Raw genomic sequence first — 18,352 nt, 5'->3', positions numbered from 1 at the left:
GAAGAAAAACACCATGTCTGCCTCTATTACCCATGCCTCCCCTGATGAGCGCCTACTCACCAGGGAAACGCCCATACAGCGTCGCCGAGTACGCGCCGCCTGGTTGTTTCTGACACCCATGTTGCTGTGTCTGGCCCTGGTGGCGGCCTGGCCGCTACTGCGGACATTCTGGTTCAGCCTGACCGACGCCAACCTGGCCGACACCGGTGGCGGATCCTTCGTGGGCTTGAGCAATTATCTGTTCCACGACGGTTCCAACTGGTTGGGCATCCTGGTTGATCCACAATGGTGGAACGCTGTGCGCAATACGCTGCATTTCACCGTGGTGTCGGTGGGACTGGAAGTCGTGCTGGGGCTGCTGGTGGCGTTGCTGCTGAACATCAAGTTCACAGGCCGCGCCCTGGTGCGTGCGCTGATTCTGATTCCGTGGGCGATTCCTACCATTGTCTCGGCGAAGATCTGGTCATGGATGCTCAACGACCAGTTCGGCATCATCAATCACATGATGCTGAGCGTCGGCCTGATTGATGCCCCCCTGGCCTGGACAGCTGATGCGGACCTGTCGATGTGGGCGGTCATCATTGTCGACGTCTGGAAGACCGTACCTTTTGTCACGCTACTGATGCTGGCTGCCTTGCAGATGTTGCCGAGCGATTGTTACGAAGCTGCCAGGGTCGATGGTATTCATCCGCTGAATGTGTTCTGGCGCGTCACGCTTCCACTGTTGATGCCGGCATTGTTGGTGGCGGCAATCTTTCGCATCCTCGATTCCCTGCGGGTATTCGACGTCATCTATGTGCTGACCTCAAATTCTTCTAGCACCATGAGCATGTCGGTCTATGCCCGCCAACACCTGGTGGAGTTCCAGGATGTTGGTTATGGCAGCGCAGCCTCGACTCTGCTGTTTCTGGTCGTTGCGGTAATTGCCATGCTTTATCTCTACCTCGGACGCCGTCAAATGGAGGTTCGATCATGAACCTGCGCCTACTCAAAAAAGCGCTGTTGCGCCTCGGATTTTGGTGCCTGATCGGGGTTTTGTTGCTGTATGCGGTCTTCCCTTTCTATTACGCCATTGTGACTTCACTAAAGCCGTCCAATGCTTTGTTCGAGGTGAGCTACTGGATCGATAACCCCGACTTCTCCAATTATGCGGCGATACTCCACCAAGCCTCATTCCTGCGGGCTATCGGTAACTCGTTGGTGGTCGCACTTAGCGTAGTGGCGCTGGCGCTGTTCCTCAGTGTGACTGCCGCCTATGCCTTGGGAAGGGTGAAATTCCGTGGGCGTGGCACGGTATTGATGATGGTTCTCGGCGTGTCGATGTTTCCCCAGGTCGCTGTACTGTCGGGGCTGTTCGAAGTGATCCGCGCCCTGGGTCTGTACAACACGTCTTGGGCGTTGATCCTGAGCTACACGATTTTTACCCTGCCCTTCACTGTCTGGGTGCTGACCACGTTCATGGGGCAACTCCCTCATGAACTGGAAGAAGCGGCAATCATGGATGGCGCTTCGCCCTGGGTCACGCTTACCCGGGTGCTGTTGCCACTGCTATGGCCCGCACTGGTCACCACTGGTTTGTTGGCCTTTATCGCAGCGTGGAACGAGTTCCTGTTTGCCTTGACCTTCACCCTCACAGACTCACAACGCACGGTGCCAGTCGCCATCGCCTTGATTTCTGGCGGTAGCCCTCATGAGCTGCCGTGGGGGCTGTTGATGGCCGCATCGGTGCTGGTCACCGTCCCACTGGTGATTCTGGTGCTGATCTTCCAACGCCGAATCGTTTCCGGCCTCACTACCGGCGCGTTAAAGGGTTGATGCCCAACAAATACAAGGAACAGCATCGTGATCAAATTGAAGCTAGACAACGTGAACAAACAATTGGGCGGCGCGCGGATTCTTCGCGACGTTAGCCTGGAGATTGCTGCGGGTGAATTCGTGGTATTCGTTGGCCCTTCGGGTTGCGGAAAGTCGACCCTGCTGCGACTGATCGCCGGGCTGGATTCGATATGCGGCGGCGACCTGCTGATCGATGGGCGACGGGTCAACGACCTGGAACCGCGCGAGCGTGGCGTCGGCATGGTGTTTCAATCTTATGCGCTATACCCGCACATGAGCGTCTACGACAACATCAGCTTTGGTCTCAAACTGGCCAAGACTGAAAAGAGCAGCCTGCGCGAGCGCGTGCTGAAAACCGCGCAAATCCTGCAATTGGACAAACTGCTGCAACGCAAGCCAAAGGAACTGTCTGGCGGGCAGCGTCAGCGTGTAGCAATGGGTAGAGCCATGGCGCGCGAACCGGACATTTTGTTGTTCGATGAGCCGCTCTCCAATCTGGATGCATCCTTACGGGTGCAGATGCGCAACGAAATCGCCCGGCTGCATGATCGACTTGGCTCGACCATGATCTACGTCACCCACGATCAAGTAGAAGCGATGACCCTGGCCGACAAAATCGTTGTGCTCAACGGCGGTCGGGTAGAGCAGGTCGGCTCACCGCGCGAACTCTATGAGCGTCCAGCCAGCCGCTTTGTCGCCGGTTTCCTCGGCTCGCCCAAAATGAATTTTCTGGCGGCGCAGCTGCATGCTCCGGGCGAAACCAGCCTGGTCGACACCGCCGTTCTGGGCATGACCTCCCTGCCCTTCGATAGCTCGAACCTGGCGGCGGGCACGCTGCTGACCCTGGGGGTTCGCCCCGAGCACATTTCGCTCAAAGCGGCAGAGGCCACCGCCGGAATCGTCGTGACCGGGGTCGAATACCTTGGCAGCGAAACGTATGTGCACCTCGAAACAGGTCAGGACGAACCACTGATCTGTCGCTGTGAGGTCAGCGCCGGATGGCAGGCAGGCGATCGGGTCGAACTGCAACTGGACATCGACAACCTGCACCTGTTCGACGACGACGGCACGGCCTTGAAGCGCTACCCACACACCGTTGAAAACCTGCCGAGTGATGTCTCTCTGCACTCAGTCCGCGCACGGGCCCTATGACCATGCCGTCGAATAACATCAGCGATCCAATGCCTTCTTGCCTTGACCTTGCGCAGCGTGCACTGAGTGATGGCCTGTCTCGCGTCATCCAAGATTATCGACCCGGTTATCATATCGCCCCCCCGACAGGCTGGATGAACGACCCTAACGGGGTCGTGTACTTTCGTGGCGAATATCACGTTTTCTATCAGCATTACCCTTTCGAAGCGAAATGGGGCCCTATGTATTGGGGGCACGCCAAGAGTGCCGATCTGGTTCATTGGCAGCACCTGCCCATTGCGCTGGCACCCGGCGATGACTTCGACCGTGACGGTTGTTTTTCCGGTAGTGCAGTAGTGTGTGGAGATACCTTGGCACTGATCTACACCGGACACACCTGGCTGGGAGAAGTGGGTGACGAACGCTTAATCCGTCAAGTTCAGTGCCTGGCCACCAGCATTGACGGCATCCGATTCGTCAAGCATGGCGCAGTCATCGAGACCGCGCCGCAAGACACCATCATGCACTTTCGTGACCCCAAGGTATGGAAGGATAATGACTACTGGTACCTCATTGCCGGCGCACGTCTGGGCGATATGCCGCTGCTCCCGTTGTACCGTTCCACAGATCTGCACGTCTGGGAGTTTCTTGACTATGTGGCAGGTGGCAGCGAGGGCGATGGCTATATGTGGGAGTGCCCGGATCTGTTTCAGCTAAACGGACACGATGTGCTGCTGTACTCCCCACAAGGTATGCAATCCGAAGGTTACGAACGGCTCAACAAGTACCAGACTGGTTACCGAGTGGGCCGACTCGACAACGACTGGCACTTCACTGGAGGGCCTTTTATCGAGCTGGATAATGGCCACGACTTCTATGCAGCGCAAACGCTATTGGCCCCCGATGGTCGGCGCCTCATGTGGGCGTGGCTCGACATGTGGGAAAGCCCGATGCCAAGCCAGGCCCATCATTGGTGCGGCATGCTCGGCTTGCCACGCGAACTTGAACTGTGTGCAGATCGCCTTTGCGTGTTCCCGGCACGGGAGCTCACCGCTCTGCGCGAGGCGCCGTTGCCGGGTACGCCCTGGTGGGATGAGTCGGGAACCCGAGGGGTGCCGGAAGTGAATGGCGACAGGCTGGAAATCCATGTGCATCTGGATTTGCTCGGCTGCACCGATGGGCACTTGGGAATCGCCTTGCGCTGTAGCGACGATGGCCATGAACAAACCCTGCTCTACTACGATGCGGTGTTGCAACGCCTGGTGCTTGACCGCAGCCGCTCGGGTGCGCAAGTCACCGGTCAGCGCAGCGTGTCGATAGACCCGACACAAGAGTTACTGGCACTGCGTGTGTTCCTCGATCGCTCGTCCATTGAGGTGTTCGAGGAACACGGGCGCTTCAGCCTCAGCAGTCGCCTCTACCCACAGCCCGGTAGTTTGGGTGTGAAGCTTCTTGCAAGCGGGAGTGGCGGACGTGTCTCGATTCCCAGGGCATGGTCTCTCGCCTCGGGATGGTTATGAGCAGCGTCATTCGAGTCGAGAGAAGCGCAAACCACGTGTCATGTGTCATGATTCTTCGTCAATCTGACTGGTTTCGCCTCGCATGACTTCAGTGAAAGACGTTGCACAGCTGGCCGGCGTGTCCCTGATGACGGTTTCTCGAGCGCTCAGCAATCCGGAAAAATTGAGCCCCGAAACCTATCAACGGGTGCGTCGAGCCATTGACGAATTGCAATTCGTGCCGAGCATGTCGGCGCGAAAGATTCGCGGCGACAACCTCCAGAGTAGAACCATCGGTGTGTTCGCGCTGGACACCGCCACAACACCGTTCGCCGTCGAGTTGCTGCTGTCCATCGAACAGACCGCGCAGCAAGCTGGCTGGAATGTCTTTGTCCTCAACCTGCTAAGCAACCCGCCCACCGACCAGAATATCGACCTGATGCTATCGCACCGTCCCGACGGGCTGATCTTCAGCGCCATGGGGTTACGCCAGGTGTGCATTCCTGAGCGATTGAAGAGTAAACCCCTGGTACTCGCCAATTGCCTGTCGGATGACAGTCACCTGGTCAGTTATGTACCAGACGACGAAATGGGGCAGTATCGGGCGGTACACCACGCACTGAACCACGGCTATAGGCGCCCTCTGCTTATCAATCTGCCAAAACAGAGTCTGGCCTGGCACCTGCGACAAAAAGGTATGCAGCGCGCCTGTCAGGCATTCGGACTGGCGCCTGACGCGCTCCTGCAATACGACCTTTCTGAACATGACGCCTATGGTGAAACCGCAGCCATTCTCGACCGGCACATCATTGATGGTCGTCCCCAATTCGACATTCTGATCTGTGGCAACGACCGCATTGCCTTTTGTGCCTATCAGTTATTGTTGGGCCGTGGCCTGAAAATTCCCGGCGATGTCGCCGTGCTCGGCTACGACAACATGATCGGTATCGCCGAGCTGTTCATCCCGCCGCTGACCACGGTGCAACTGCCTTACTACGAGATAGGTCGTAAGGCTGCCCGGCACCTGATCGAGACCCTTGAGCTATCGGGAACTCAGCGAGTTGATTGTCCATTGGTGGTCAGGACATCTCTATGAGAATGGGTTAGTTGGCTGATAGCACTCCCGATTGCTTTCGATTTGCCACTCGCTTGGTGAGCTTTTCTGCCCGGAATAAAACCATCGCTGTAGTCCGATAGTGGAAAATCGGCGTGAGATGTCACAGCAAAGCTTCTTGTGTCAGGCAATCCTCGACGCGAAAATCCCCAACCGCCTGCGCCGCCTGAGCCAAGCGCTGCGTGGCGGTGCGGATTTCCTCCTGGTTGAGCGACGCAAACCCCAAACGCAGGGCATTCTCGGGGTGATCAAACGGTGAAAACAGCCGACCACCGCGCACCACCAGGTCCAGCTCCAGCGCTTTTTCCGTCAGTTGATCGACGTCGATTGAGTCGGTAAACCTTACCCACAGCGCCAGCCCGCCCTCCGGTTCCTGCACGGATATCTGCTCGCCAAAAGCCTCCAGCAGGCAACCAAGCAGGGTTTCCCGACGCCGACGGTACTCTTTGGAAACCCGGCGCAGGTGCTTCTTCAGCTCGCCATCGTTGATCAGGTCCGCGAGCATCCGCTGCATCACGGCATCGCCCTGCCCCAGGCTCACCGCCGCCGTACGCTCGAGCACTTCGATGAGATTCGACGGTGCAACGATGTAGCTGCAACGGAAGGTGCTGCCCAGGGACTTGGACAGCGAGCCGATGTAGATCACATGGCGCTGCGCGCTGTCGCTGGCCAGGGGCAAATAGGGCCGTCCGGCAAAGTGATACTCGTGGTCGTAATCTTCCTCGATGATGCAGAAATCATGCAGCCGGGCCAATTCCAGGAGTTGCTGCCGACGTCCGGCACGCAGGCTGACGGTGGTAGGAAACTGGTGATGGGGCGTGACATACATCATCCGCACGTTGTGCAGGCGGCACAGCTCAGCGAGCTGATCGACCCGGCAACCTTCGTCGTCCAGGTCCACGGTGACCAGTTGTGCGCCCAGTTGGCGGAAAATCTCCCAGGCAGGTGGGTAACTCAGACGTTCGACCAGCACGACATCACCGGGTTTGAGCAGCACGCTGGCAGTCAGGTACAGCGACATCTGCACGCCTTGGGTCAGGCATATCTGCTGCGCATCGACATTCAGGCCGCGATTATGGCGCAGCATTTCGGCCAGTGCGTTGCGCAGGTAGTGGCCGCTGCCCTCGCTGCCATGGCGCACGGTGTTGGTGGTAAAGCTGTTGCGCAAGGCATTGCGGTAGTAGCGATGCAGCACGGCTTGCGGCAGCAAACGATGGTCACAGGCGCCATTATCGAAAAACAGCGCGCCCGGCCGATGCTGCAGCGCTGTCGCTTGCTCGCCCGGGGTGAAATAGGCAACCGCAGGCGCCTCCCGCAACGCCGGGGCAAACGACTTCGGTGCACTGGGGGCAGCATTCGTGCCTGTCGCCAGTTGCGTACTGACGAAGGTGCCGCGACGTTGAATGCTGACCAGCCAGCCTTTGGTCACCGCCTCCTCGTAGGCCAGGATCACCGTCTTGCTATTGACGTCCAGCAGTTGCGCCATTTCCCGCGTGCCGGGCAACAGCGTTCCGGGGCGCAGGCGGCCCTCGACAATCGCGCTCACCAAGCCCTCGGTGATCTTTCTGTACGACGCCTGCGGCTGCGCCCCATCGAGTTTGAGCAGAGGGCGCCATTTGCGAAGCTGGACCATATGAATTATCCAAAACTGGAGGTTCTTCTGGTCCTAGTCTAACGCAACAATCGAACCTCAATTGCCCCGAGGTGTTTATGCACAACCGCCATGTCGTTGAATTGTTGCCCTCGGGCAAATCCTTCGAAGCCGCCGATCAATTGCTGCTCGACGCCATGCTGGCCAGCGGTCTTGCCGTACCCTTTTCCTGCCGGCGCGGCGCCTGCGGGTCGTGCAAGGTCAAGGTGGTGTCAGGCCAGTACCGAGAAAAGTTGCGCACGCAAGACACCCCAGCACCCTCCTATCCGCTCGCGGCTGACGAGATGTTGCTGTGCCAGAGCCATGCCTGTAGCGACATGCGCCTGGAAATTCCCGGCTGGTCACTGGACACGCCAGCGCTGGACGTCACCGCACGGGTGATCGGCAAACGCGCGCTGAGCGCCGATATCGTCGAGTTGGTGTTGCTGACAGCTCAGCCACTCGACGTTCGGCCCGGCCAGTACGTCAGGTTTCGCCTCGACGATGGCGACAGCCGCTGTTTCTCCGTCGCCAACCTGCCCGCACAGGATCAAGGCCAGTTGGTGTTTCATATTCGCCAGGTCAGCGGTGGCCTGTTTTCCGAACGCATCCTGCCAACCCTGCACGTGGGTGATGCGGTGCAACTCGAAGGCCCCGTGGGCGCCTGCACCTGGCAACACGACGATGAGCGCCCTGTTGTGCTGTTCGCGACCGGGACCGGTTATGCCGGCATCAAGCCCTTATTGCTAACGGCCCTGGCCCGCCATGCCGAGGTTACCCTGTACTGGGGTAACTCATCGCCGGCGGACTTCTACGACGCTGAGTTTCTCGACAGGGCCAGCCAGATACATCCACGCTTTCACTGGCACCGGGTCCTGTCGGCAGACGCCCGCCTGCAACAGGTCGCGCTGGCACAGCCCCATAACTGGGCCGATAGCCAAGTCTACGCTTGCGGCAATAGCGCGATGATCAACCAAGTGCGCGAAACCTGCCTGGCAGTGGGCGCGCAGGCTCATCGTTTTGTCGCCGAAGCCTTCGTTCCCAGCGGTGCATTGACGCAGGCTGCGTCACTCAACATGCTGCACCCGGTGCTGGAAAAAGTCGGCCCGCGCTACTCACTGGACGGCATGCTCGCTGCCCGCGAGCAAACGGTAAGAGCCCTGGCCGCCATCGCCGACCAATTGAAAGTAGGCATGACCACCGCGCAAGCCCTCGACATGGCCAGTCAAACATTGCAGGCCATGGGCGCGTCTCACACCTGGCACCCGACCTATATACGTTTTGGCGACGACACCATCCGTACACCGCGCCAAGGCGTCGACCTGCTGCGCAAGCTACGTGCCACCGATATCGCCGTGGTCGACCTTGGCCCGGTGTGGGATGGCTATGAGGGCGATTATGGCGACACCTTCGTATTCGGCGAGCACCGGCTGTATGACGCCTGCGTGAAAGCACTGCATGAAGTGTTCGACGAAACCCGCAACGCCTGGCACCGTGGGCTGACCGGGCGCGAGCTCTATGACTTCGCTGAGCGAAGTGCCCTTTCCAAAGGCTGGCGCCTTGAGCGCAACCTGGCAGGGCACCGCATCGCCGACTTCCCGCATGCCCTGTTCGGGCAGGACAAGTTGGCTGAAGTCGAGATCGTACCGAGCGAGATGGTCTGGGTCCTGGAGATACAGTTGTGCCATCCCACACAACCGATCGGGGCGTTCTTCGAGGATATTTTGATTGGCGAGGCCAACTTTGATGGAAGCGCTGGCATCAGTCGTCTTGAGTCGCTCGCCTCATCAAGTCCGTGAACAGCTGCAGAACCCGGTCGTTCTCCACGCCCAACAATCGGTCCCCCACATAGCTCTCGGTCTTGCACCAGCCCGGCACCTCTGTGGGTTCCAGGTGGGTGAACAGCCAATACCCGTGTGCTCGGGCAATCTCATCGCGCGCGTTCAGCAGGGCCGCACGGTCTGCATCGAAACAGATGTGAAGCATGTTCACCTGCGGAGTGCGCAGCAGAATACGAATTGGCCTGCGCCCAATCCGCCATTTCCTGAAACCACTGGGCCGGCGTGGGCTCCCAGGTAACTCCCCACACCCCAGCAAGCTGACGGGCGAGATACAAAACTGGTTCACTGTAGGAGCGAGCTCGCTCGCGAAAAGTCTCAACGATAACGCGCGCTTTCAGGTGAAACGCGTTGTGCTCAGGTTTTTCGCGAGCAAGCTCGCTCCTACAGTGAATGGCATTGCAGTTAGAATCGAGCAGACACCCGGTTTTCGTAAATACCTCATCGCCAGCCGGGCAGCCAAGGACGATTGGTTGCTGCTGGAGCGTCTCGCTGATTTTTGAGTCCCCCCTACCCGTTCGAGGACATAGCATGGCCGTCACCTCGCTGGATCCGAATACCGCGCTGCAACACACCATCGGTTTGCTTGAAACAAGGGGTGCGTGACGATGCAATGGCATGAGCTGGTGTCTTATTTCTTCGGCGGTGTGTTTCTCGCCAACGCGGTGCCGCATTGCGTCAGCGGCGTGATGGGCCAGGCCTTCCAGACCCCGTTTGCCAAGCCGCGCGGGCAAGGGCGGTCTTCCTCGACGCTGAACGTGCTCTGGGGTTTTCTCAATCTGGTGATCGGCTACGTGCTGGTCTGCCGGGTTGGGGATTTCGACCTCAAAAGCACCGCGGATGTGGTCGCCTTCGGGCTCGGGGCCTTGGCGCTGAGTGTTTTCCTGGCGCAGCATTTTGGGCGCTTCAACGGTGGCAATACCTCAAGGACGGTGTGAGTTCGATGGGCATTTTCCGCTCGCTGCGCAGCGTCAACTACCGCATCTGGGCCGCCGGCGCCCTGGTGTCGAATATCGGCACGTGGATGCAACGCACGGCCCAGGACTGGCTGGTGCTGACCCAGCTCACCCCGCACAACGCCTCGGCCGTCGGCATCGTCATGGCGTTGCAGTTCGGGCCGCAATTACTGCTGCTGCCCTGGACCGGTTTCGCGGCCGATCACTACGACAAGCGCAAGCTGCTGATCGTCACCCAGGGTGTGATGGGCGTGCTGGCGCTGACGTTGGGGGTGTTTACCCTCACCGGCATTGTCCAGCTGTGGCATGTGTATGTGTTCGCGTTTTTATCCGGCTGCGCCTCGGCGTTCGACGCGCCGGTGCGGCAGATTTTCGTGGCAGACCTGGTGGGCGAAGCGGACCTGTCCAACGCCATCGGGCTCAATTCCACCTCGTTCAACATGGCCCGCATGATTGGCCCGGCGGTGGCCGGCCTGACCATCGCGTCGGTGGGCACCGGCTGGGCCTTCCTGCTCAATGGCGCGAGCTTTTTCGCGGTGCTGGCCTCGCTGTTTCTGCTGCGGGTTTCCGGCCTGCACACCAGCCTGCGGGCACTGCGCACCAAGGGCAGCCTGACCGAGGGCTTGCGCTATGTGTGGGCGCGGCCGGACCTGATGGCGATCCTGATCATGCTGTTTCTGATCGGCACCTTCGGCATGAATTTCCCGATTTTCATCTCGACCATGGCCGTCACCGTGTTCCACGCCGATGCCCGTGGCTATGGCCTGCTGACATCGACCCTGGCCATCGGCACCGTCGCAGGGGCACTGCTCGCGGCCGGTCGCGAGCGGCCGCAGTTCAAGTCGCTGCTGTATGGCGCGCTGGTGTTCGGGGTGGGTTGCACGCTGGCGGCGATTGCCCCGAACTATTGGCTGTTCGCCGGGGCGCTGGTGATCATCGGCGTGGGCGCACTGACCTTCAGCAACACCACCAACAGCCTGATGCAACTCACCACCGAGCCCGCCATGCGCGGCCGGGTGATCGCCCTGCGGGTGGGCGTGGCCCTTGGCGGCACACCGATTGGTGCGCCGATTGTGGGTTGGGTGGCCGACCACCTGGGCCCGCGCTGGGCGCTGGCGGTCGGCGCGGCCTCGGGCATCCTGGCTGCCGGAGTGGCGGTGTACACCATGACGCGCAAGCTGGATCGGCCCAAAAATATCTGATGGGCAACACAAATCCAGGGTGGGAGCTGTCGAGCTTTAGCGAGGCTGCGAAGAGGTCCTGTCAGGCAATAAATATGTCGCCTGACAGTCCGCCATCGCAGCCTCGCTAAAGCTCGGCAGCTCCCACAGTTGATCTCTCGCGTATCATCCCCACCTCGCCCATCAAGGAATCCCCATGTCTTCAACCAAACGCGACAGCGCACGCATCGAACGCCGCCTCGTTGCGACCCTGACCGAAGCCTGTGAGATCGCCAAGGCCGAAATCACCGGCTTCGACTGGCTGACCCACGAAGTCGATTACGCAGCCTTCGCAAAAAGTATTCAGGTTATTTGGGTCTTTGATACCCGGGCGAACAAGGAGCAGGCCCTTTCAAGCGGGCTGGACTTGCGCATGCGTGAACTGACGGCTACGGCCCTGGAAGATGCCGGCGGTGATCGCCCCGCTTCGGACCGCTACGTTCGGTTCGACTCCGAGGAAGAATGCCACCTGCAGCATGGCGGTGATTGGCGCCTGCGCCTGGCTAAACTATATGCCGTAAAGGGGTAAAGCCTTGGCTAAAGATATCGAGAACCCGTGTGTCTCAACCTGCCAGCTCAGTGGTGAGCTGTGCGTCAGCTGTGGACGCACCAAGGACGATATTCGCAAATGGAAAAAGATGAAGCGGCCAGAGAAGATGGCCGCTGTGCAGCGAGCAACGTTGCGGTTGAAGACGTTGAAAAAAGGCAAGTGACGCCGCCAGGTTCAAGCCATCAAGTGCGTCCCACCGAACCGGTCACCGGAAAATTCCCCAGCAACTTGAGCCCGGTGGTCTTCACGAACGTCGCGTAGTCCATCGGCTTCTGGATGCGGGTTTCAGCGTTGGGCAATACGTAGGCCCAGGCGCGCTTGGACGATACGTCATAAACCAGCTTGAACAGACGGGTCGGCACCCACACTTTGTTGTCGCCGATAGTGCTGTAGCCCGGGTCAAACAGCGGGCCGGTGAACACGAATACATTGCCGTCGGCGCGCTTGGCAAACTTGCGCACGTCCGCCTCGACCTTGCTCCAGATCTTGCGGTTGTTGGTCGGGTCTTGCGGCACCATGTTCGACAGCGCGAACGATTGGGCCATGGCGTTGGTGCTCGTTGCATCGGCGGCCGGGGATTGATGGCCACGGTCCACGGCCGGGTGCTGGCCACGGTAGTCGCTCAACTCGGCACGGCCGCCCTTGGGAATGCGCGGGTCAGCGTAGAACTGGTTGGTGCGTTCCTCGCCCTTGGCGTCCTGCAACTGGCCGGCGTTCAGGCGTTCGACCACCACCAGCGGGGTCTTGCTGGTTTGCGAGTACAGCACCGCAAAATTATCGGAGCACAGCGCCAGGGGTTTCATGGTGGCTGGCACCGTGGCCGTGTTGATCGGTTGCGCGGCCGGGAACAGATCGGCGCAGCTGTCAAACGAGGCCTGCTTCTGTTTGCTTGAATAGAGGTCCGGCACACCACGGGCTTCTGCCCCGGTGGAGAGCAAAACAAGGGCCGACAGCCCAACTGCAATTTTGCGTAGGTACATGGGTTAAATCTTCAAATGGGAGGGTGGGGAGAACGTGGAGGCGCGAGGTTTGATCGCGGGGTTTATTGACCCAAGGATGTCACTTTAGTGCGGGGCCGCGCTGCAAAATATCCTGCGCACGGTTTACGCAAGTGATTGATCGGTTTGAAGATAAGCCCGCAGCAGCCGAGTCACCTGCTCTTCCAGGCCGGCTTCAAAGGCCGCTGATGCATTGCCTTCGAGTAGGGTCCGTACCGGGCCCACCACGGCACTGAGCGAGATGGCTGCGGTCAGGAATGGGTCTGCAAAATGGGCATCTGATGCCGTTGCCAACATCGCGGCAATGGCGGCCACCACTCGCTGGTTGATACGCGCGACAAGCTCCGCACCGCCCCGCTCACCTGCGATGGCATAGAGGGCTTTGGACGCGGTCGGGTCCATCAGCTTCACGGCCAGAAAAGCCGTGACAAACCCCGATGCCATTTCAGCGACCGTGGTGCCCTGGTATTGATCGCAGGCCCGCTCGACGGTCTCGGCCACGTGCACCAGATGCTTTTCCAGGACCGCAGCGAGCAGTGCATCGCGGTTCGGATAGTACTGATAGAGACTGCCCACCGACATGCCCGCACGCTCGGCCACGCGGGTGGTCGTGCACCGCACCAACCCCTGAGCGGTTAAAACCTGAAGGGCCGCCGTGTGCAGCGCCTCGACCGTCGCCGCCGATCGGGCCTGAACCGCTGATTTTCTTGGCTTTAGTGACGCTTTGAGCGTGCTCATGGAATGCGAATTCTAAACCTGAAGGATCCTTCATATTATAGGCTTCTTCCCGTCAAGCAAGAGCCACAGCCATGAACCACAGCACATTCACCCTCGGCGATCGCACCGTCAACCGCATCGGTTACGGCGCCATGCAACTGGCCGGCCCTGGCGTATTTGGCCCGCCCAAAGACCGTGATGCGGCGCTGGCCGTGCTGCGTGAGGCCGTCGCATCCGGCGTGAACCATATCGACACCAGCGATTTCTACGGGCCGCATATCACCAATCAAATTATCCGTGAGGCGCTGCATCCCTATAAAGACGACCTCACGATCGTCACCAAGGTGGGCGCCCGCCGTGGCAGCGATGGCGGTTGGTTCAACGCGTCGTCGAAGGCCGAGCTGACGCAGGCGGTGCATGACAACCTGCGCAACCTGGGTCTGGACGTGCTGGAGGTGGTCAATGTGCGGGCCATGCACGGCGTGATGGGCACTGCCGAAGGCTCGATCGAAGAGCCCGTGAGCGCCATTGCCGAGCTGCAACAACAGGGGCTGATACGCCATATCGGCATCAGCAACGTCACGCCCACGCAGGTGGCCGAGGCGCGAAAAATCGTGCGCTTCGTGTGTGTCCAGAACCTGTACAACATCGCCCACCAGCACGATAACGCGATGATCGATGAGCTGGCTCAGGAGGGCATTGCCTATGTGCCGTTCTTCCCGCTGGGCGGATTCTCGCCGGTGCAGTCGGCGGTGTTGTCGAACGTTGCACAGCGGCTTGGCGTAACTCCGATGCAATTGGCGCTGGCGTGGCTGCTGCGTCGTTCACCCAATATCCTGCTGATTCCTGGCACTTCGTCGGTCACCCATTTGCGTGAAAACATGGCGGTGGGCGAACTGGAGCTTTCGGATGAGGTGCTGGCAGAGCTGAATACAATCGCGGGCTGACCCTCACGCCAACAGCTCGGTAATCCACCGGGCCTGCTGGGCGACCTCTTGCACCTTGCCCTCGGGCACCGCCTGCCGTGCCTGGGCAAAGTCGCTCAGGGTCTGCTGTTTGTGGCGCAGGATGCGCTGCCACTTGAGCAGGAATTCCGGGCTGCGGGCCTGCATTTGCAGCGGGCCGAAGTACAGCTCCTCTTCGGTGTAATCCATCGGCGCGGCGCGCTCGGCAACAATGATTTCATAGAAGAAGCGGTTCTCTCGCAGCAGCTCCTCACAAACAATGCGGTAGCCGTTTTCCATCAACCATTGGCGCAAGGGCTGCTCGCCGCCGTTAGGTTGCAGCACCAGGCGCTCCTGACCGCTGAGGCGCGCCTTATCGCTGTCGAGGATGTCGCGGATGGTCTCGCCGCCCATGCCGCAGATACTGATCGCGGTGATCCCGTCTCCCGGCTCGATCGCCGCCAAACCACTGGCCAGACGCACGGTGATGGATTGCGCCAGGTCGTTCTCGCGCACCGTACGCTCGGCTGCGCGAAACGGCGTCAGCGCCACCTCACCCGCCACCGCCGCCGCGATGGCGCCGCGCCGCATCAACGCCACCGGCAGGTAGCCGTGATCGGAACCGATATCCGCCAGTCGTGCACCGGCAGGTATATGGGCCGCCACGCGTTCCAGGCGCATGGACAATGTGTGTTCGTTCAACTGCAGTTCCTTTTTGCCACGAATCGGCTCGTCTGTTCAGGATAACTGATGGGGTATGCTTGCTCACCGCACAATTGCCAGGAAGAGGTGATCGATGACGTCATTTAAGGTTCGCGAGCTGAGAAGTACGGACACTGAAGCGTTGCTGGCCTTCGAAACCCTTAACCGTGAGTGGTTCGAATCCCATATTGAGGCGCGCGCCCCTTCGTTTTACTCCGTGCAGGGCGTTGCCGAACATATCCAGGCCTACCTGTCCGACTTCGCCCTCGGCGCCTGGCACCCGTTTGTGATCGAAGACGCCAGCGGCGAAATCGTCGGTCGCGCCAATCTGAAAAATATCGACTCACCGAAGGGGTGTGCCGAAGTCGGTTATCGCGTGGGCGAGCGTGCCTGCGGGCAAGGCCTGGCAACACTGGCGCTCAAGCATCTGATCCAGGAGGCACAAGCGCGTTGGGCACTCACGCAACTGGTGGCGTACGTATACCCGAAGAATGTGGGCTCGCAAAAAGTGCTGGGGCGCTGCGGATTCGTGCCTGAACAGGCTGCTCCGGACGGCAAGCCCCACAGCGAAAACCGCTTCATCCTGTCGCTTCAGGCCTGAAGCCGCAGCACCCCGGCGAACCTTTACCCGGTAAACACCGTCCGAGCTAAGGCATTGATGCTTACTGCTCGCCGCGAGGTTTCCGTTTGAAAGCTGCCATCATCAAAAAATACCGCCTGATCATCAAGACCATGGGCTATGTGGGCTGGGCACTGTTCTGGCTGCTGCTGTGGGACATCGCCGTCACCGTGGACTTCATGCTGTTCCTCAACAGCAAGATCAACCTGCCGCTGATGCCCCTGACACTGCTCGGCTCCGCGCTGGTGGTGCTGATCAGTTTCCGCAACAGCAGCGCCTACAACCGCTGGTGGGAAGCACGCACGCTGTGGGGCGCGATGGTCAATAATTCCCGCAGCTTTGCGCGGCAAGTGCTGACGTTGCTGGATGACCCGCAAAACGAGGTCAACCCGATGAAGGCGACCTTGGTGCGCCGCCACGTGGCCTATGTGAACTGCCTGGCGGCGCACCTGCGCGGCCAGCCGTGCCCGGAGGAGATCCGCGCGTTTCTGCCCGCCGCAGAGTTCACCCGCAGCACCACCACCAACAACTTTGCCAACGATATCCTCAACGGTTCTGCGGCCTTGCTGGCCCAGGAATACAAGGCGGGGCGCCTGGACAGCATTCGCCTGGCGCGGCTGGAGTCGACGCTGGTGGACTTGTCCAACAGCCAGGGCGGCATGGAGCGCATCGCCAATACGCCGCTGCCCTACCCTTACGTGTATTTCCCGCGGCTGTTCATTTCGCTGTTCTGCCTGATCGTGCCGGTGGGCCTGGTGGAATCCCTGGGCTGGTTCACCCCGCTGGCCTCCACAGTGGTGGGCTTTATGTTGCTGGCAATCGAGCGCATCGGCACCGATTTGCAAAGCCCGTTTCGCGACAGTGAGCACCAGATCCAGATGGAAGCCCTCTGCGAAACCATCGAGAAAAACCTGCAGTCGATGCAGCGTGATTCGCTGGGTGGCGACCCGATCAGTTGATCGTTCCTGCGCCGATAACAAAAAAAACCAGCCCATGGTGAATTATTCAGTGTCCGCATGTATCTGACCCAATAAGCGCATGCCACCAAAACAGTGGCAACGAAATGGACCAGCGGTTGAGTAATCCCATGAAATCACGCAAGAAAACCGTCAATCCGATTGGATTGGATGACATCACCATTGTTGACGACGCCAAGATGCGCAAGGCGATCACCGCCGCTGCGCTGGGCAACGCCATGGAATGGTTCGACTTCGGGGTGTACGGCTTTGTCGCCTATGTGCTGGGCAAGGTGTTCTTCCCCGAGGCGTCCCCCAGCGTACAGATGATCGCCGCCCTGGCGACCTTCTCGGTGCCCTTCCTGATCCGCCCGTTGGGCGGCCTGTTCTTCGGCAGGCTGGGCGACAAATACGGCCGGCAGAAGGTCCTGGCGGCGACCATCGTGATCATGTCCATCAGCACCTTCGCCATCGGGCTGATCCCCTCCTATGACTCGATCGGCATCTGGGCGCCGATCCTGTTGCTGCTGGCCAAGATGGCCCAAGGCTTCTCGGTGGGCGGCGAATACACGGGCGCCTCGATCTTCGTCGCCGAATACGCCCCGGACCGCAAGCGCGGCTTTCTCGGCAGTTGGCTGGACTTCGGCTCCATCGCAGGCTTCGTCCTCGGCGCGGGCGTGGTGGTGCTGATTTCTGCGGTGATCGGCGAGGAGGCGTTCCAGTCCTGGGGCTGGCGCCTGCCGTTCTTCCTCGCGCTACCGCTGGGCATGATCGGGCTGTACTTGCGGCATGCCCTGGAAGAGACACCTGCCTTCCAACAGCATGTGGAACAACTCGAACAAGGCGATCGCGAAGGCTTGGCGGGCGGCCCGAAAGTGTCGTTCAAGGAAGTCGCCACCAAGCATTGGCGCAGCCTGATGACCTGCGTCGGGGTGGTGGTGGTAACCAACGTCACTTACTACATGCTGCTCACTTATATGCCGAGCTACCTGTCGCACAACCTGCACTACAGCGAAAACCATGGCGTGCTGATCATCATCGCGATCATGGTCGGCATGTTGTTCGTGCAGCCGCTGATTGGCTTTGTCAGCGACAAGATCGGGCGCAAACCCTTCATCATCTTCGGCAGCATCGCACTGTTCCTCCTCGCCATTCCGGCGTTCATGCTGATCAACAGCGGCAAGCTGGGGCTGATTTTCTCGGGGCTGCTGATCATTGCGGTGGTGCTCAACTTCTTTATCGGCGTGATGGCTTCCACCCTGCCGGCGATGTTCCCCACGCACATCCGCTACAGCGCGTTGGCCAGCGCCTTTAACATCTCGATCCTGGTGGCCGGCCTGACGCCGACCGCCATGGCCTGGCTGGTGGAAACCACCAACAACCTGTACATGCCTGCGTACTACCTGATGGTGTTCGCCGTGGTGGGCCTGTTCACCGGCGTCACCATGAAAGAAACCGCCAACAAACCCCTGCGCGGCGCGGCCCCGGCGGCTTCGGATATCGAGGAAGCAAAAGAGCTGCTGCAGGAGCATGAAGACAATATCGAGCAGAAGATCGAAGACATCGACGCGCAAATCGCCGAGCTGGAAGCCAAACGCCAGAACCTGGTGCAGCAGCATCCGCGCATCAACTGACGCAACAT

General features: G+C 59.9%; 19 protein-coding genes. 15 read left to right on the top strand and 4 right to left on the bottom strand.

Translation table 11 applies throughout. The features are described from left to right. Nucleotides 1-13 precede the first annotated feature (13 nt). From CEC48_RS18235 to CEC48_RS18215, 5 genes are all read left to right on the top strand, one after another. Nucleotides 14-976 (top strand): carbohydrate ABC transporter permease, encoded by a 963-nt coding sequence (locus CEC48_RS18235; RefSeq protein WP_088424998.1) that lies wholly within the window; start codon nt 14-16, stop codon nt 974-976. Beyond that, entirely contained in the window at nt 973-1,815 is an 843-nt protein-coding gene (locus tag CEC48_RS18230) for a carbohydrate ABC transporter permease (protein WP_088424997.1), read from the top strand. The genes CEC48_RS18235 and CEC48_RS18230 overlap by 4 nt, the downstream gene beginning before the upstream one ends. A gap of 27 nt (nt 1,816-1,842) precedes the next feature. Then, nucleotides 1,843-2,988 carry an ABC transporter ATP-binding protein gene (locus tag CEC48_RS18225; protein ID WP_088424996.1) on the top strand — a complete coding sequence of 382 codons (1,146 nt, stop codon included), beginning with the start codon at nt 1,843-1,845 and terminating at the stop codon, nt 2,986-2,988. 29 nt (nt 2,989-3,017) lie between these two features. Beyond that, the gene (locus CEC48_RS18220; protein ID WP_088425016.1) at nt 3,018-4,487 is read left to right on the top strand and encodes a sucrose-6-phosphate hydrolase; all 1,470 of its coding nucleotides are present in this window, start codon (nt 3,018-3,020) and stop codon (nt 4,485-4,487) included. Nucleotides 4,488-4,569: 82 nt separating this feature from the next. Then, on the top strand, nt 4,570-5,562 hold the full coding sequence (locus CEC48_RS18215; RefSeq protein ID WP_088424995.1) for a LacI family DNA-binding transcriptional regulator: 993 nt from the start codon (nt 4,570-4,572) through the stop codon (nt 5,560-5,562). Nucleotides 5,563-5,683: 121 nt separating this feature from the next. Here the strand turns inward: CEC48_RS18215 and CEC48_RS18210 are convergent, their stop codons facing one another. Beyond that, nucleotides 5,684-7,213 (bottom strand): PLP-dependent aminotransferase family protein, encoded by a 1,530-nt coding sequence (locus CEC48_RS18210; protein ID WP_088424994.1) that lies wholly within the window; start codon nt 7,211-7,213, stop codon nt 5,684-5,686. A gap of 77 nt (nt 7,214-7,290) precedes the next feature. Here CEC48_RS18210 and CEC48_RS18205 point away from each other — a divergent pair, with 77 nt between their 5' ends. The 6 genes from CEC48_RS18205 (at nt 7,291) to CEC48_RS18180 (ending at nt 11,937) form a co-directional block, all read left to right on the top strand. Next, the gene (locus CEC48_RS18205) at nt 7,291-9,009 is read left to right on the top strand and encodes a M24 family metallopeptidase (RefSeq protein ID WP_088424993.1); all 1,719 of its coding nucleotides are present in this window, start codon (nt 7,291-7,293) and stop codon (nt 9,007-9,009) included. 185 nt (nt 9,010-9,194) lie between these two features. After that, entirely contained in the window at nt 9,195-9,551 is a 357-nt protein-coding gene (locus CEC48_RS31880) for a hypothetical protein (protein ID WP_256579732.1), read from the top strand. A gap of 105 nt (nt 9,552-9,656) precedes the next feature. Then, nucleotides 9,657-9,986 (top strand): hypothetical protein, encoded by a 330-nt coding sequence (locus tag CEC48_RS18195; RefSeq protein ID WP_088424992.1) that lies wholly within the window; start codon nt 9,657-9,659, stop codon nt 9,984-9,986. 5 nt (nt 9,987-9,991) lie between these two features. Further along, nucleotides 9,992-11,206 (top strand): MFS transporter, encoded by a 1,215-nt coding sequence (locus tag CEC48_RS18190; protein ID WP_088424991.1) that lies wholly within the window; start codon nt 9,992-9,994, stop codon nt 11,204-11,206. A 175-nt stretch (nt 11,207-11,381) separates the two neighbouring features. Next, nucleotides 11,382-11,753, top strand: coding sequence for a hypothetical protein (locus tag CEC48_RS18185; RefSeq protein WP_088424990.1), 372 nt, complete (start codon nt 11,382-11,384; stop codon nt 11,751-11,753). A 4-nt stretch (nt 11,754-11,757) separates the two neighbouring features. After that, nucleotides 11,758-11,937 (top strand): DUF1289 domain-containing protein, encoded by a 180-nt coding sequence (locus CEC48_RS18180; protein ID WP_003207939.1) that lies wholly within the window; start codon nt 11,758-11,760, stop codon nt 11,935-11,937. A 19-nt stretch (nt 11,938-11,956) separates the two neighbouring features. On the opposite strand, the gene CEC48_RS18175 is transcribed toward CEC48_RS18180, so the two are convergent. Both CEC48_RS18175 and CEC48_RS18170 read right to left on the bottom strand, forming a co-directional pair. Further along, nucleotides 11,957-12,754, bottom strand: a complete 798-nt coding sequence (locus tag CEC48_RS18175; protein ID WP_088424989.1) for a DNA/RNA non-specific endonuclease — start codon at nt 12,752-12,754, stop codon at nt 11,957-11,959. A 123-nt stretch (nt 12,755-12,877) separates the two neighbouring features. Further along, a complete protein-coding gene (locus tag CEC48_RS18170) occupies nt 12,878-13,510 on the bottom strand; it encodes a TetR/AcrR family transcriptional regulator (protein ID WP_256579731.1) in 633 nt (210 codons plus the stop codon). 71 nt (nt 13,511-13,581) lie between these two features. Here CEC48_RS18170 and CEC48_RS18165 point away from each other — a divergent pair, with 71 nt between their 5' ends. Further along, nucleotides 13,582-14,436, top strand: coding sequence for an aldo/keto reductase family oxidoreductase (locus CEC48_RS18165; protein WP_088424988.1), 855 nt, complete (start codon nt 13,582-13,584; stop codon nt 14,434-14,436). Nucleotides 14,437-14,439: 3 nt separating this feature from the next. Here CEC48_RS18165 and CEC48_RS18160 read toward each other — a convergent pair whose 3' ends face one another. Next, nucleotides 14,440-15,135 carry a tRNA (adenine(22)-N(1))-methyltransferase TrmK gene (locus CEC48_RS18160; RefSeq protein WP_088424987.1) on the bottom strand — a complete coding sequence of 232 codons (696 nt, stop codon included), beginning with the start codon at nt 15,133-15,135 and terminating at the stop codon, nt 14,440-14,442. A 94-nt stretch (nt 15,136-15,229) separates the two neighbouring features. On the opposite strand from CEC48_RS18160, the gene CEC48_RS18155 reads away from it, so the two are divergent. The 3 genes from CEC48_RS18155 to proP all read left to right on the top strand — a co-directional run bounded on the left by CEC48_RS18155 (nt 15,230) and on the right by proP (nt 18,344). After that, nucleotides 15,230-15,736: a GNAT family N-acetyltransferase gene (locus CEC48_RS18155; protein ID WP_088424986.1), complete on the top strand. Its 507-nt coding sequence runs from the start codon at nt 15,230-15,232 to the stop codon at nt 15,734-15,736. Between the two features lie 86 nt (nt 15,737-15,822). After that, nucleotides 15,823-16,713, top strand: a complete 891-nt coding sequence (locus tag CEC48_RS18150; protein WP_088424985.1) for a bestrophin family protein — start codon at nt 15,823-15,825, stop codon at nt 16,711-16,713. Between the two features lie 128 nt (nt 16,714-16,841). Further along, nucleotides 16,842-18,344: a glycine betaine/L-proline transporter ProP gene (gene proP, locus CEC48_RS18145; RefSeq protein ID WP_088424984.1), complete on the top strand. Its 1,503-nt coding sequence runs from the start codon at nt 16,842-16,844 to the stop codon at nt 18,342-18,344. Nucleotides 18,345-18,352 lie beyond the last annotated feature (8 nt).

Origin of the sequence: Pseudomonas sp. K2I15 (assembly GCF_002204795.1) — a bacterium.
In the GTDB taxonomy this organism is placed as follows: domain Bacteria; phylum Pseudomonadota; class Gammaproteobacteria; order Pseudomonadales; family Pseudomonadaceae; genus Aquipseudomonas.
This window is presented reverse-complemented; position numbering and strand designations above follow the sequence as displayed.